This is a genomic window from Burkholderia sp. 4NA327C6, from assembly GCF_005502655.1.
GTDB lineage: Bacteria > Pseudomonadota > Gammaproteobacteria > Burkholderiales > Burkholderiaceae > Burkholderia > Burkholderia contaminans.
The window spans coordinates 66,027-80,805 of the sequence record NZ_SCNZ01000038.1; the positions used below are offsets into that span (position 1 = coordinate 66,027).

The window sequence follows — 14,779 nt, forward strand, 5'->3', positions numbered from 1 at the left end:
ATCATGAACGACTCGATCGAACCCGTCGCTCCGCCGCCCGCCGCCGAAGCGGCCACCGTGCCCGCAGCCGTGCCGCCCGCCGCGCGCGGCGCCGCCCCCGATACGCCGCCGGCCCGCCGCGGCCGCAAGCTGACCGTGCCGCTTGCCGCCGTCGCGCTCGCCGCCGCGCTGCTCGCGATCGGTATCGTGCCGCGCGTCGATGCGCGCGCCGCGCAGCGCGCGCAGGTGGCCGCGCAACAAGCGCTGCCCGTATCGGTGATCGCACCCGGCACGGCACCCGCCGACCAGACGCTGACGCTGCCCGGCTCGGTGATGCCGTTCGCCGAAGCGTCGATCTATGCGCGCACCAGCGGCTATATCGCGCACTGGAGCGCGGATCTCGGCGCGCACGTGAAGGCCGGCCAGCCGCTCGCGCAGATCTCGGCGCCCGATCTCGACGCGCAGTTGCGCCAGGCGCGTGCCGACGAAGCAAGCGCGCAGGCGAACTACGACTACGCGAAATCGACCGCACAGCGCTGGCAGGACATGCTGAAAACGCAGTCGGTGTCGCAGCAGGACACCGACACGAAGGTGGCCGACATGAACGCGAAGCGTGCGATGCTCGCATCCGCGCAGGCGAACGTCGCGCATCTTGCCGAACTCGTGTCGTACGAGTCCGTCGCCGCACCGTTCGACGGCGTGATCACCGCACGCAACGTCGACGTCGGCACGCTCGTCACCGCGGGCGGCACGCCGGGCAGCCCGGGCCTGTCCGGCGAACTGTTCCATCTCGAACAGACTGACACGCTGCGTGTGTTCGTCGACGTGCCGCAGGACAGCGCGACCGGCGTGTCGGCCGGCACGTCCGTTTACCTGACGACGCCGCAGTACCCAGGGCGGCGCTTTGCCGCGCGTGTCGCGCGCAGCGCGGGCGCGATCGATCCCGTCACGCGCACGCTGCGCGTCGAGATCGACGTCGACAACCGCGACGGCGCGCTGATGCCCGGCGCGTATGCGCAGGCGCATCTCGTCGTGCCGAGCGCGGCACCGGCGCTCGACCTGCCGGTCAGCGCACTGCTGTTCCGCCCGGGCGGCGTGACGGTCGCCACCGTCGGCGCGAACGGGCGTACGGCGCTGAAGACCGTGCAGATCGGGCGGGATTTCGGCACGCGCGTCGAGATCGTCTCGGGGCTCGCGGCAGGCGATCGCGTGATCGATAACCCGGGCGATGCGATCACGGCCGGGGAAGCGGTAAAGATCGTGTCGACCTCGCGCGATGCGGCGCCGGTGGCTGCCTCGTCTGCTTCGTCTGCTTCGTCTGCTTCGTCTGCTTCGTCTGCCTCGTCCGCTACGTCCGCTACGTCCGCTCAGACCGCACAGGCCACACAGGCCACACAACCGGCGTCCGCGACCGGTGCGCGCGACGTGCCGCCGCTGCGCGCAGCCGGCGTCGCACCCGCTGCGTCAACACCCGCTCCGGCGCCCGCCCACGGCTAACCCATCGACGACCACCCACGAGATGCCTGCCATGCGCCTTCCTCATCCGCTCCCGTTCGCTCGCCGCGTCGTCGCGCTCGGCGCCGCCGCCGCACTGACCGCCTGCTCGACGCTGCCGCCCTATTCGCCGCCCGCCGTCGCGGTGCCCGCGCACTATGCTGGCGCGCCGGCCGCACCGGCCGCGCAAGCCGGCTGGCGCGCCGCAATGCCCGCGGACGACGCCGCGCGCGGCGCGTGGTGGACCGTGTTCGACGACGCCGATCTGAACGCGCTCGAAGCGCGCGTCGACGTGTCGAACCAGACGGTGAAGAAAGCGCTCGCCGGTCTGCAGCAGGCGCGCGCGATGGTCGACTATCAGCACGCCGGGTTCCTGCCGACGATCACGGCAGGCGTCGCGCAAAGCCGCGCGCGCGTGTCGCAAAACCGGCTCGGCTCGTCGCTCGCCGGCAAGACGACGCCCGATTACCAGGCCGGCGTGGCCGCGAGCTGGGAACCCGATGTATTCGGCCGCGTGCGCGACGCGGTGACGGGCGCGCAGGCGAACGCCGCCGCGAGCGCGGCCGACCTGCAGGCCGTGAAGCTGTCGGTCACGGCCGAACTCGCGACTGACTATTTCGCGCTGCGCTCGCTCGACACGCAAAAGCAACTCCTCGACGACACCGTGCACGCGTACGCCGACGCGCTGACGCTGCTCAAGCAGCAACTCGCGGCCGGTGCGATCGACGCGTCGGCGGTTGCACAGGCCGAGACGCAACTCGAATCGACCTGCACACAGGACACCGACATCGACGCGTCGCGTGCGCAGTTGCAGCACGCGATCGCGACGCTCGTCGGCGAAAGCGCGTCGACGTTCGCGCTGCCGCCGCGCGTGCAGGCGTTCCACGTGCCGGCCATCCCGGCCGGCGTGCCGTCACAACTGCTGGAGCGGCGGCCCGACATCGCGGCGGCCGAACGCCGTGTCGCGGCCGCGAACGCGCAGATCGGCGAGGCGCGTGCGGCGTTCTTTCCGGACCTCGTGCTGTCGGCGAGCGCAGGGCTCGAGAGTTCGTTCTTCGCGCCGTGGCTCGCCGCGCCGAGCCTGTTCTGGTCGCTCGGCCCGCAACTCGCCGGCACGCTGTTCGATGGCGGCCGCCGCAGCGCGTCGTTGCGCGGCGCGCATGCACAATACGACGGCGCGGTCGCCGATTACCGGCAAACCGTGCTGGTGGCGTTCCAGCAGGTCGAGGATCAATTGTCCGCGCTCGATGCGCTCGCGTCCGAAGCCGGCAGCCAGCAGCGCGCGACCGACGCGGCCGACCTGTCGCTGCGGCTGACGACGAACCGCTTCAACGCGGGCGCAGTCAGCTATCTGGACGTGGTGACCGCGCAGACGATCGCATTGACGAACCGGCGCACGGCCGATCAGATCGACGCGCGCCGGATCGAGGCCGAAGTCGGGTTGCTGAAGGCGTTGGGCGGCGGCTGGCAGGCGGGCGCGGGCTCGGGCGCGGAATCGAACACGGGCAAGAAGGAACCCGTAGCGGCCGCGCGGTCCAATCCCGCCGTCACGCTGCCGGCGGCCGGTTGAACGTGAGAGGCGCGCAGCCGTAGCGCCATTCCAACTCGTCGATCGGCGGATGAAAGGCTGCACGTCGGTAATACGGCTCGTCGACGTCACCTCACAACGGCATACCTATGCTCCCGTTTTCCTTTATTCAAGAATGGTCTGAAGACGCGCGAGCGCATCTTCGATCACTTCGGACGGAGCGCGCTCGACCTTGCGTGCGCCACGCGCCTGAAGATCGAGCGTGCGAACCATGTTCACAAGAGCCACGCCCTGCGTTTCAGTGCCCGAACCCGAGAGGGGCACAGCGAATCCCGCGTATCGCGCGAATTCGCCGCCCTGCGCAATCGGCGCGACGAGCGCCACGCCAAGCGCATTGAACGCAGCAGGCGACAAAACGAGCGCGGGGCGAAAATCCCCTTGTTGCTCCTTGCCCACGGTCGGGTTCAGGCTAACGCGCACGATATCGCCCCTCTCGAACTTGACGCGCCTCACCATGCTTCATGCCCCACCGGCTTGGATTCGCCCCACGCGGCAAGGTCGGCGGGTTCCGGGGCCTTCGGATCGCACTGCGCGATCAGTTCATCCAGTGAATACTTGCGCCGGGCTGGCGAAAGCAACACACCATCGGGGCGCACATCGGCGTTCAGCGAGCTACCTACCGACGCGTCGATTTGCTCAAGCAACACGGCCGGAAGCCGGACTGCGGCGCTGTTGCCCCACTTCTGAATTTTGAGTTCCATATCATCACTCCAAATGTAGATCCATTGTAGATACCCGCAGATCAAAAGGCAAGCACCCTGTATCTACATTGAAGATACCGACAGGGGCGAAGGCACGGTGCTGCCAACCGTACAGTTATCGGCCCCGAGCACTCGTAAGTTGAGGCCCAAATCGCCAAGCGGCACCCTCACTCCCCAAGGTCGATCGCGGCAATCGCTTCGCGCGTGTCTCGCTGCGAGACATCGACGTAGGGCGCAACATGATCGAGATGTGCATGCCCCAATAGAATCTGAACAGTTTCGAGCGAATGCCCGTTAGCTATCAGCCGCATTGCAAACGTCCGGCGGCCCGAGTGGCTGCTGAAGCCGGCTCCGAGGCCAGCCGCCGTGCTCGTCGCGTTCCAGTAGGTCGAGGATCAACTGTCCGCGCTCGATGCGCTCGGGTCCGAAGCCGGCAGCCAGCAGCGCGCGACCGACGCGGCCGACCTGTCGCTGCGGCTGACGACGAACCGCTTCAACGCGGGCGCCGTCAGCTATCTGGACGTGGTGACCGCGCAGACGATCGCATTGACGAACCGGCGCACGGCCGATCAGATCGACGCGCGCCGGATCGAGGCTGAAGTCGGGTTGCTGAAGGCGTTGGGCGGCGGCTCGCGGGCGAGCACATCTGTCGAACACCTGATTCGCAACATTGATGAGTTCGCTCTAGCGCGTGTCCGGAGATACAGGGGCGAGTCCACTGAGCAACGGCAGGCCGTTGGCGCTATGCTCTTGTCACGAGTAGCTTTGCCCATTACGCCGCGCATGAACCCAATCTGACATTGCAAGCGCTTGAACGCGCATCAGCAGAATCTTCGCGCATACATCCTCCATTTTTTGCATGAGCGCAACGCATGCAGACACGAAAAGAACGTCTCTCCCAGCCTTTGCTGACGGCACTACCACGAGTGCTCCCATTTGCAGTATCTGTGGTGACTGTTAACAGAAACTTCGAACGACAACAGCGATGGACCACGCTGTTGCTCGCTCCCGTTCAACTTGGCGTGACCGTCTGATGTGCGGCTTGGCTGGGCTGATTCGCCATGACGGCCAAGCGCCGGCGCAGGTGGAGCGGGTGCTCGCCATGCGCGAGCGGCAACGGCATCGTGGGCCAGATGGCCGCGGCTTGTGGCATGACCAACACGCCGTGCTGGCTCACGACCGTTTGGCTTTACTCGACGCCGAGCATGGCGCGCAGCCGATGTGCAGTGCCGACCATCGTTACGTGCTGGTCTACAACGGCGAGATCTACAACTACGTTGAGCTTCGCCACGAACTGAGCGCGCGCTGGTCGTTCCGCACGAACACCGATACCGAGGTGGTGCTCGCGGCGTATGCGGTATGGGGCGAAGCGTGTCTTCGGCGCTTCAACGGCATGTTCGCGTTCCTGGTGTGGGACACCCATCGTCAACGAGCCTTTGCCGCGCGCGACCGGCTGGGCGTCAAGCCGTTCGTCTACCTGCAACAGGGGGCGGAATTCCTGTTTGCCTCGGAGGCCAAAGGACTGCTGCCTGCGATGCAAGCGCCGCGTGCGAATATCGACGCCGTGCTGGAATACCTGGTGGCGCCGTTCTTCAGCGGCGTGGCGCAACCGATGTTCGACGGCATGGCCTACTTGCCGCCCGGGCATCTGCTGCGCCTCGATCGCGATGGCTTGCAGCTATCGCGCTGGGCGCCGGAGATTGCCGAAAACCCGGCTGCCAGGGCGGACGATATCGCCCACGCGCTGCGCGAGCGGCTGTCCGCAGCTGTCCAGCGTAGCTTGATCGCCGATACACCGGTCGGCCTGTTTTTCAGCGGTGGCCTCGACTCCACGCTGATAGGCGGCCTGGCGCGAGCGGCAGGTGCGACACCGCCCTGCTTCACCATTCGCTTCGAAGATCACCATCGCTACGACTACACGCGTTCACTGATCGTGGCTTCCGATGATCAACCTTTCGCCGAACAGGCCGCCAATGAATTGGGCCTGCCACGCGAAGACGTCGTACCCACGCGCTCCGCACTCGCCCAGGATATGCTGCAATTGGCCACGCAAAACGATGCACTGCCTGCGTGGGAACAGGAGCTGGCGCAACATTACTTGGCGCGAGCCGCCAGCACGCGCCTCAAGGCGGTATTGGTGGGCGATGCCGCCGATGAAACGCACTACGGTTATCACTTTCTGCTCGACCCGCACGCCACCCGCGATCCGACCCATATCCTGCAACGCTTGACCGCCGATCCCTATCTACGGCCCGGCTTGCTGGAGCAACCGTTGCAACACTACGGCGAAGTCTATCGCCAACTCGCGATCGCGGCCGGACACGACTGGCATACGCCCACCTCACGTTTGCGCGCCACGCAATGGCTGGTGCGCCATCGTTGGTTGCAGCGGCTGTTGCATAACGGCGATATCCATGGCATGGCACATGGACTGGAAGCGCGCGTCCCCTTCAGCGATACCGAAGTTCTGGACCTGGCTGCCACCATTCCGGCCGAGCTGGCGCTACGTGATGGCGTGGAGAAAGCCATGTTGCGTGAAGCGTCGCGCGGTGCATTGCCGGAAGCCGTGCGCCTGCGCAGGAAGTCGGCCCTACCCAAGGATCAAGGCAACGGCGAGTCATTGCGCCAGCACACCCGCGAAATACTGGCTACGGACGCCGACCGCATCGCCGGCTTGCTCGACGTACCCCGGCTGCAGCGCCGCTGCGCCGATCCATCCCCGCTGAATGAGCAAGAGCGCGCCGTCATGTTTCGGGCGTGCTCGTTGGCGCACTGGTCACGGGTTCACGGCATGAGCATGCCATGAGGCGAGCCTTGTTTTGCGCGGTGCCCGAGAAGGAGCATCTCGATCTTTGTATCGAACCTGACCAGCGCTTGCGAACCGGTAGGCGTCGAAGCGGCGTTCTACGCGCCCGCCATCCCAGCCTGGCCGGGTTGCTGTAATCGCTGGACGGCGGCTGGCAGGCGAGCGCGAGCGCAGACGCGGAATGAAACACCGGCACGCAGGCACACGCAGCGGCCGCGCGGCCCGAACCCGCCGTCACGCTGCCGGCGGCCGGTTGAACGTGAGCACGAAGCGCGTGCCGCGCGCATCGCTTTCGACCTGCGCGGTGCCGCCGTGCAGCTCCATCACCGATCGCACGATCGCGAGGCCGAGCCCGGCCGTGCCGCCCGGCGCGCCGCCGCTGCGCGCCGGGTCGCCGCGCACGAACCGGTCGAAGATCCGCGGCAGCAGCGCGGGATCGATCGGCTCGCCGGGATTGGCGACGACGACGCGCACCGCATCCGGCGTTTCGTCGACAGCGAGCGTGATGACACCGCTGGCCGGCGTATACCGCAGCGCGTTCGCGAGCAGGTTGCCGATCGCGCGGCGAAACAGCTCGACGTCGGCGGTCAGCCGCCCTTGCCCGTCTACGCGCAGCGTCGAGCCCGCTTCGTCGGCGAGCCCCTCGAAATACTCGGCGATGCGCTCGAGTTCGTCGCGCACGTCGAACGCGCGCTGCCGCGTGACGAAGCTCGGATGCTCGGCGCGCGCGAGGAACAGCACGTTCTCGATCATCCGCGCGAGCCGGTCGTATTCCTCGAGATTCGATTCGAGCAGCGCCTGGTATTCATCGGCCGGCCGCGGCCGGGCGAGCGCGACTTCGGTTGCGCCGCGCATGTTGTTCAGCGGCGTACGCAGGTCGTGCGCGAGATCCGCGCTGAATTGCGACAGATGCGAGAACGCCTGCTGCAGGCGCCCGAGCATCGCATTCTGCGCGTCGACGAGCGCCCGCAGCTCGCGCGGCGCGCGCGACGCGTCGAGGCGCGTGTCGAGCTTGTCGACCGTGATCCGGCCGGTGTTGTCGACGATCTCGCGCAGCGGCTCGAGTGCCGTGCGGATCAGCCCGTAGCCGAGCAGCAGCGCGAGCAACGCGCCGAGGCCGCCGGCAAGCTTGAGCCGGTCGCGATAACTGTCGAGCAGCGCGGCCCGGTCGCGCATGTTGCGTGCGATCGCGATGTGAATCGGTGTGCGGTCGCCAAGCAAGGCCTCGATCACGACGCCGCGCATCGGCGTGCCGCCCGCCGCGGTCCATGTGACGAGTTGATCGGCCGTGATCCGGTCGTTCGCGGGTATCGGCGTCGCATTCGGCGCAAACAGCTGCGCGTCGGCCAGCGGCACCGACGCGGCCGGCCGCGCGTCGTCGAGCGCGGCGAGCGTGACGTTGTGGCGCACCAGCATGTCGCCCTGCCCGTCGGTGACGCCCATCGACAGCGCCTCGTTGCCGAGCACCTGGCTCGTGAGCCGCTCCGTATGCGCGCGCACCGCGTCGAGTGATTCGAGCTCGCCCGCGAGCCGGCGCGTATGACGCGCGGCGAGCACGATGTCGAGGTCGTCCTGCGTATTGACCTGTCGCTCGAGGCTCGCGTACACGTACACGCCGACGAGCGCGAACGCGGCCAGCGTGGTCCCGGCGATGGCGAGCGCAAGCGTCGCGGCAAGCGAGCGCGGCCGCGTCATGCGTCGTCCTTCGGTTCGAGCACGTAGCCGACGCCGCGCACCGTGTGGATCAGCTTCACCGGGAACGCGTCGTCGATCTTCGCGCGCAGGCGCCGGATCGCGACTTCGACGACGTTGGTATCGCTGTCGAAATTCATGTCCCACACGTAGGACGCGATCTGCGTGCGGCTCAGCACCTCGCCCTGCCGGCGCGCGAGCAGCTGCAGCAGCGAGAATTCCCGCGGCGTCAGGTCGATCCGCGTGGCGCCGCGCTTCACACGGCGGCGCACGACGTCGATTTCGAGGTCGCCCACCGCGAGCTGCTCGGTTTCGCGCGGCGGCCCGCGCCGCGCGAGCGTGCGGATGCGGGCGAGCAGCTCGACGAACGCGAACGGCTTCACCAGGTAATCGTCGGCGCCGAGCTCGAGGCCGTGCACGCGGTCCTGCACGTCGTCGCGCGCGGTCAGGAACAGCACCGGCGTCGTATGCGTGTCGCGCAGCCGCTTCAGCACGCCCCAGCCGTCGAGCACCGGCAGCATCACGTCGAGCACGATCACGTCGTAGCGCTCTTCCTGCGCGAGCGTCAGGCCTTCGCCGCCGTCCTTCGCGAGATCGACGCTGAACCCCGATTCTTCGAGGCCCTTCTTCAGGTACGCGCCCGTCTTCGGCTCGTCTTCAACTATCAGAATGCGCATGGCGGTTCCGTCGCGGTCGTGGTGGCATGCGGCGATGTTACCGGGAAACGGCGACGGCGAACTGCACGGTGCAAGCGGGAACGCGGTGGATTACAAAACGGTAATCGGGCCGTTAACTTGGCGTGCGTTGCGAACCCCTGAACCTCCTTGGCGGCGCCGATCGGTATTCCGGAGGCGGGCAGCCAAGCGCACGCGGATGCGGTGCGGAGGCCGGGAACGGAGGACGACCCGGACGACGATGTCCGCACATCGCACGCGTCGCGAACGCGTACGCGAACGAAGGCGAAGGCGTCTTCCCGAGCCGATGCTGCCGTTGTTTGGAACCAGCCGGCGCGAACCCGCGCGTCAGAAATCCCTGTCGACTTCCGTTTGGATTCCTTCGTATTCCATGAGAATCCGGTTCGCGACGAACGTCACGAGGTTATCGAAGAAAACCGCTGTCGCCGCGTCGCCGAATACGTCCGATGGAAAGACCAATGGGCCCGCAAATGCGGAGCGATCCGCGCCGTTTCCCCTTCCATCGAGTTGATGAACGCGACGTTCGACGGATTCGGCAGCCTGGCGTCGCACGCTGCGCCGATCGAGCAATGTTCACGCCTCGTCAGGCGGTTCCATCACGGCCCCGGACGAGCGCATTGCAACTGCGCCGAACGCGAGGCCTAGCCGGACGGGGGTTGCATCCGGCCGCACCAAACCACATGCCGACGCAGCCGCGCCCCTGACAAAAAGTGACCCCAATAACATCACAAGATTGCATTTTCACATTTTATGTGATTTTATTACCATCATTCGCACGCCGCCGTCGTCCACCCGAGCGGCGCACCCCATACCAAGGAAGAGACGCAGATGGAGACAATCGCCGTCATCGGCAGCAACATGGTCGACCTCGTGACCTATGTCGCACGCATGCCCGCCCGGGGCGAAACGCTCGAAGCGCCGAATTTCGAGCTCGGCTGCGGCGGCAAGGGGGCGAACCAGGCCGTCGCGGCCGCCCGCCTCGGCGCGCGCGTCGTGATGGTCACGAAGGTCGGCGACGACGTCTTCGCCGACAACACGATCCGCAACTTCGCGCGCGAAGGCATCGACACCACCCACGTGCGCAAGGTGGCCGGCGTGCCGAGCGGCGTCGCGCCGATCTTCGTCGAACCCGATTCGAGCAACAGCATCCTGATCGTCAAGGGCGCGAACCGCCACCTGACGCCGGCCGACATCGACGCGGCCGCGCCGCAGCTCGCCGAATGCGCGCTGATCGTGCTGCAGCTCGAGATCGAGCTCGACACCGTCTATCACGCGATCGCATTCGGTGCGCGCCATGGCATTCCCGTGCTGCTGAACCCCGCGCCCGCGGTGGCCGATCTCGATTTCGAGCGGATCCGCACCGTCGAATTCTTCGTGCCGAACGAAACCGAGCTCGCGATCGTGTCGGGCATGCCGGTCGATTCGCGCGAGAGCGCCACCCGCGCCGCCGAAGCGCTGGTCGCGCGCGGGCTCAAGCACGTGCTCGTCACGCTCGGCAGCAACGGTTCGCTGCTGGTATCGCGCGACGGCGTGCGGCACGTGCCGGGCGTACCGGTCGACGCGCGCGACACGACGGGCGCCGGCGACGCGTACATCGGCTGCTTCGCGCGCTGCTATGCCGCGTCGCGCGACGCACTCGACGCGATGCGTTACGCGTCCGCGTATGCCGCGCATTCGGTCACGGGCCTCGGCACGCAGAAATCGTACGCCGACACCGCGACGTTCGAACGCTTCCTCCGCGACGCCGGCTTCTGACCGGCGCCTTCATCGACGAGACAACCGGGAAGGAGACACCCATGGGCCGAGCCAGAATCGAACATACCCCCGACGGCTATTACCTGAACCGCACCCCACTCTTCGCGTTCACGCTGCTGTGCTGCCTGTTCGCGCTGTGGGGCACCGCCGCGAACCTGAACGACGTGCTGATCGCGCAATTCAAGAAGTCGTTCTTCCTGTCCGATTTCGAATCGGCATTCGTGCAGTCCGCGTTCTATCTCGGCTACTTCTTCCTCGCGATTCCGGCCGCGACCGTCGTGAAGAAGTTCAGCTACAAGACGACGATCCTGGTCGGCCTGCTGCTCTACACGACCGGCTGCCTGCTGTTCTTCCCGGCCGCGTCGATGGCGAAGTACGGGATGTTCCTCGTCGCGCTGTTCGTGATCGCGGCCGGCCTGTCGTTTCTCGAAACCGCATCGAATTCGTATTCGACGCTGATGGGCCCGCGCGACACCAGCACGCGGCGGCTGAACATCTCGCAGACGTTCTATCCGTTCGGCGCGATGGCCGGCGTGTACATGGGCAGCTTCCTGATCTTCAAGGAGGGCGATGCATCGCATGCGCAGCTCGCCGCGATGTCGGCGGCCGACGCGCACGTGCACCAGCTCGCGATGATCCAGGCCACGCTCGAGCCGTACAAGTGGCTGATCGTCGTGCTCGCCGCCGTGTTCATCGTGTTCGCGCTCACGCCCTACCCGGCCTGCAAGGGCAACGGCCCGAGCGTGGCCACGCACCGGATCGACGCGCGCGGCACGCTCGCGCGCCTGTTCGGCAACCGGCGCTTCGTCGCGGGCGTCGTCGCGCAGTTCCTGTACGTCGGTGCGCAGGTCGGCGTGTGGAGCTTCACGATCCGGCTCGCGATGCAGATCGGCGGCCTCACCGAGCGCGGCGCGTCGCGCTACCTGCTTGCCACGTTCTTCGCGTTCTTCGTCGGCAAGCTGATCGCCACGCTCGTGATGAAGCGCGTCGGCCCGGCCAAGGTGCTGATCGTCTACGGCATCCTGTGCATCGCGCTGCTCGCATACACGATCAGCGTGCACGACATCACGGCCGTCTACGCGGCCGTGGGCGTGAGCGTGTTCCTCGGCCCGTGCTGGCCGACGATCTACGGCCTCACGATCGACGGGCTCGGCAAGGACACCGAATATGGCGGCTCGATCCTCGTGATGAGCATCGTCGGCGGCGCGGTCGTGCCGCTGATCCAGGGGCTGATCTCCGATCACACGGGCGGCAACATGCAGCTCGCGTTCGTCGTGCCGCTCGCGTGCTTCGTCGTGATCGTCTACTACGGCTTCTACTGCCTGCGCCACCTGCCGGCCGCGACGCCCGACGCAGCCGCCGACGGCAACGCGCCCGCGCGCTACACCGCCACGCGCAACACGTCGGGGGCTTGAGCATGCGAGGCGAAATCGAACTGCGGCGCGACGACTTCCGCGACACGCCGCGCACGCTGTACCGCACCGACGGCCTCACCGTCACAGCGTTCGCCTATCCGTCCGGTGTCGAGGCGCTGAAGCTCGAGAACCGTCGCGGCCACCTCGTCGTGCTGCCGTATCTCGGCCAGATGATCTGGGCCGCCGCGTTCGACGGCCGCGACCTGACGATGAAGCACATGTTCCGGCAGCCGAAGCGCGCGACATCGATCATCGATACGTACGGCTGCTTCATGTTCCACAGCGGGCTGCTGCGCAACGGCTGCCCGGGGCCGGACGACACGCATGCGCTGCACGGCGAGATGCCGTGCGCGCCGATGGATCGCGCAAGCGTCGTGGTCGGCACGGATGCGCGCGGCGCGTTCGTCGAAGTGACCGGCGAATACGAATACGTGCAGGGATTCGGCAGCCATTATGTGGCGCGCCCGTCGGTACGGCTCGCCGAGCACGACGCGCAGATGACGATCGCGATGGACGTGACGAATCTCGGCGGCACGTCGATGGACCTGATGTACATGGCGCACCTGAACTACGCGTACGTGCCGGGCGGTCGCTTCGTGCAAGCGTTGCCTCGAGGCGGGTTGCGGTTGCGCGACAGCGTGCCCGCGCACGTCAGGCCGACCGCTGCGTGGCGCGACTACACGGCCACGCTCGCGCACGCACCGGAACGGCTTCACACGCTCGATGCGCCTGCGCTGTACGACCCGGAGATCGTGTTCTTCATGAACGGCGCGGAAACGGATGCGGACGGCGTCGCGCATTTCCTGCTCGAACATCCGGATGGCGGCGCATTCCACACCGCGTACCGTCCCGAGCAATTTCCGCATGCGACGCGCTGGATCCTGCACAACGCGGACCAGCAGGTCGCCGCATTCGCGCTGCCGTCGACCTGCGAACCGGAGGGGTATGAAGCCGAACGCCGCAAGGGCCACGTGGCGGCGCTCGCGCCCGGTGCGACGCGCCGCTTCGAAGTCGTCACCGGCTTCCTGAGCGCGGCGGAAGCCCGCCATGCGTGAAGCGGTGCGCGGCCGCGCGGCATCAGGTCACGAGCGCGATCCCGTGCTCGCGAATCGCCGTTTCGTAGCGGCGGCTCAGTTGTCCGTCCGAGATCACGTAGTTGAAGTCGGTCAGCTCGGCAAAATAGGCCGCGCGCACTTCGTCGAACTTCGTGTGGTCGACGAGCAGGAAGCGGTTCTGCGCACGTGCCATCACCTTCTTCTTCGCGTCGACTTCGTGGAAGTTGAAGCAGGTCACGCCGCAGCGGTCGCTCACGCCCGCTGCGGAGATGAACGCCTTCGACACGCGCACCGTGTCGAGGATGCCCGTTTCGGCCACCGATTCGAACACCATGTTCTTGCGGTGGTACGCGCCGCCGCACAGGATCACGCTGCAATGCGGCTTCTGCTGCAGCTTCGCGAACACGTTCAGCGAATTGCAGACGGCGGTGAATTCGAGGTCGTCCGGAATGAAGTCGACGACGAACGGCGTGGTCGAGCCGCAGTCGACGAAGATCGTGTCGCCGGTCGTCACGAACTGCGCGGCCAGCTTGCCGATGCGGCGCTTCTCCTCGGTCTGCCGATCGTTCTCGGTGCTGACCACGTACTCGCCGATGTCGCTGCGCTGCGCGGCGAAGTGGCGCGTCACGTAGCCGCCGATCAGGCTCAAGCCGTGCGGGTTGTCCGCGAGATCGCGGCGGATCGTCATTTCGGATACACCGAACAGATCGGCCACTTCCTTCAGATGAATCGCGTTCTGCCCTTGCAGCACGTTCATCAGTGTCTTGATCCGTTCGCCTTTCTTCGTTTCCATGCCAGTATCCTGCGTGCCCGCCGCAACCGTCGCTCGTCGTGCCGGGCGCGCGGGCCCGGCCGGAATGTCGTATTTGTAACAAATCGATGTGAAAACATCAACTTTACGTGTGCCCTTCCCGCACACGCTCCGTGGAGTCCTGAAACATGCCGCTTTCCAACGCCCAACTCGCTCAAACCATCGATCACACGCTGCTCGCGCCCGACGCGAGCGACGCGCAGATCCGCGAACTCTGCCGCCAGGCGGCCGAGCATCGCTTTTACTCGGTCTGCGTGAATTCGGCGAACGTGCCGCTCGCCGCGCGCGAGCTGGCCGATACCGGCGTGCTCGTCTGTGCGGTAGTCGGTTTTCCGCTCGGTGCCGGGCTGTCGGCCGCCAAGGCATTTGAAGCCACCGCCGCGATCGCCGCGGGCGCCGGCGAGATCGACATGGTGATCAACATCGGCGCGCTGAAGAGCGGCCGCGCCGACGACATGAAGGCCGACATCGACGCCGTGCACCGCGCATGCGGCACGGTGCCGCTCAAGGTGATCCTCGAAACGGGGCTGCTGACCGACGACGAGAAGGTGCGCGTGTGCGAGATGTGCCGCGATCTCGGCGTCGCGTTCGTGAAGACGTCGACCGGGTTCGGCCACGGCGGCGCGACGCTCGCGGATGTCGCGCTGATGCGCCGTACGGTCGGCCCCGCGCTCGGCGTGAAGGCATCGGGCGGCGTGCGCGATCGCGCGGCCGCGCTGGCGATGATCGAGGCCGGCGCGACGCGGCTCGGCACGAGCTCGGGGGTGGCGATCGTGACGGATCAGGGG

The 14,779-nt window shown here is 66.9% G+C and carries 13 protein-coding genes and 2 pseudogenes; 9 read left to right on the forward strand and 6 right to left on the reverse strand.

Features of this window, described 5'->3' with window-relative positions:
• Positions 1-3: 3 nt before the first annotated feature.
• Together FFS49_RS30350 and FFS49_RS30355 are read left to right on the forward strand one after the other, a co-directional pair.
• Entirely contained in the window at positions 4-1,476 is a 1,473-nt protein-coding gene (locus tag FFS49_RS30350; protein WP_105817741.1) for an efflux RND transporter periplasmic adaptor subunit, read from the forward strand.
• A gap of 31 nt (positions 1,477-1,507) precedes the next feature.
• Positions 1,508-3,043 (forward strand): efflux transporter outer membrane subunit, encoded by a 1,536-nt coding sequence (locus FFS49_RS30355; RefSeq protein WP_105817740.1) that lies wholly within the window; start codon positions 1,508-1,510, stop codon positions 3,041-3,043.
• A 123-nt stretch (positions 3,044-3,166) separates the two neighbouring features.
• Here the strand turns inward: FFS49_RS30355 and FFS49_RS30360 are convergent, their stop codons facing one another.
• The 3 genes and pseudogenes from FFS49_RS30360 to FFS49_RS30370 all read right to left on the reverse strand — a co-directional run.
• Positions 3,167-3,517 (reverse strand): type II toxin-antitoxin system ChpB family toxin, encoded by a 351-nt coding sequence (locus FFS49_RS30360; protein WP_105817739.1) that lies wholly within the window; start codon positions 3,515-3,517, stop codon positions 3,167-3,169.
• Positions 3,511-3,762, reverse strand: coding sequence for an AbrB/MazE/SpoVT family DNA-binding domain-containing protein (locus FFS49_RS30365; protein WP_039362633.1), 252 nt, complete (start codon positions 3,760-3,762; stop codon positions 3,511-3,513). The genes FFS49_RS30360 and FFS49_RS30365 overlap by 7 nt, the downstream gene beginning before the upstream one ends.
• A 167-nt stretch (positions 3,763-3,929) precedes the next feature.
• Positions 3,930-4,091, reverse strand: a pseudogene (locus FFS49_RS30370) (tyrosine-type recombinase/integrase); the annotation flags it as partial.
• Positions 4,092-4,128: 37 nt separating this feature from the next.
• Between FFS49_RS30370 and FFS49_RS42725 the strand changes: the two are divergent.
• Both FFS49_RS42725 and asnB read left to right on the forward strand, forming a co-directional pair.
• A pseudogene (locus FFS49_RS42725) lies at positions 4,129-4,560 on the forward strand (hypothetical protein); the annotation flags it as partial.
• A 187-nt stretch (positions 4,561-4,747) separates the two neighbouring features.
• Positions 4,748-6,568, forward strand: a complete 1,821-nt coding sequence (gene asnB / locus FFS49_RS30380) for an asparagine synthase (glutamine-hydrolyzing) (protein ID WP_105817738.1) — start codon at positions 4,748-4,750, stop codon at positions 6,566-6,568.
• A 234-nt stretch (positions 6,569-6,802) separates the two neighbouring features.
• On the opposite strand, the gene FFS49_RS30385 is transcribed toward asnB, so the two are convergent.
• Both FFS49_RS30385 and FFS49_RS30390 read right to left on the reverse strand, forming a co-directional pair.
• Positions 6,803-8,263, reverse strand: coding sequence for a heavy metal sensor histidine kinase (locus FFS49_RS30385; RefSeq protein WP_105817737.1), 1,461 nt, complete (start codon positions 8,261-8,263; stop codon positions 6,803-6,805).
• Positions 8,260-8,937, reverse strand: a complete 678-nt coding sequence (locus tag FFS49_RS30390; protein WP_105817736.1) for a heavy metal response regulator transcription factor — start codon at positions 8,935-8,937, stop codon at positions 8,260-8,262. The genes FFS49_RS30385 and FFS49_RS30390 overlap by 4 nt, the downstream gene beginning before the upstream one ends.
• A 147-nt stretch (positions 8,938-9,084) precedes the next feature.
• On the opposite strand from FFS49_RS30390, the gene FFS49_RS30395 reads away from it, so the two are divergent.
• The 4 genes from FFS49_RS30395 to FFS49_RS30410 all read left to right on the forward strand — a co-directional run bounded on the left by FFS49_RS30395 (position 9,085) and on the right by FFS49_RS30410 (position 13,180).
• A complete protein-coding gene (locus tag FFS49_RS30395) occupies positions 9,085-9,600 on the forward strand; it encodes a hypothetical protein (protein ID WP_137910127.1) in 516 nt (171 codons plus the stop codon).
• 183 nt (positions 9,601-9,783) lie between these two features.
• Entirely contained in the window at positions 9,784-10,710 is a 927-nt protein-coding gene (gene rbsK / locus FFS49_RS30400; protein ID WP_105817735.1) for a ribokinase, read from the forward strand.
• Positions 10,711-10,751: 41 nt separating this feature from the next.
• Positions 10,752-12,125: an L-fucose:H+ symporter permease gene (gene fucP, locus FFS49_RS30405; protein WP_105817734.1), complete on the forward strand. Its 1,374-nt coding sequence runs from the start codon at positions 10,752-10,754 to the stop codon at positions 12,123-12,125.
• Between the two features lie 2 nt (positions 12,126-12,127).
• Positions 12,128-13,180, forward strand: a complete 1,053-nt coding sequence (locus FFS49_RS30410) for an aldose 1-epimerase family protein (protein WP_105817733.1) — start codon at positions 12,128-12,130, stop codon at positions 13,178-13,180.
• Positions 13,181-13,202: 22 nt separating this feature from the next.
• On the opposite strand, the gene deoR is transcribed toward FFS49_RS30410, so the two are convergent.
• Positions 13,203-13,973: a DNA-binding transcriptional repressor DeoR gene (deoR, locus tag FFS49_RS30415; protein ID WP_105817732.1), complete on the reverse strand. Its 771-nt coding sequence runs from the start codon at positions 13,971-13,973 to the stop codon at positions 13,203-13,205.
• A gap of 146 nt (positions 13,974-14,119) precedes the next feature.
• Between deoR and deoC the strand changes: the two genes are divergently transcribed.
• On the forward strand, positions 14,120-14,779 hold a 660-nt coding region (gene deoC, locus FFS49_RS30420; protein WP_137951036.1), incomplete at its 3' end, for a deoxyribose-phosphate aldolase.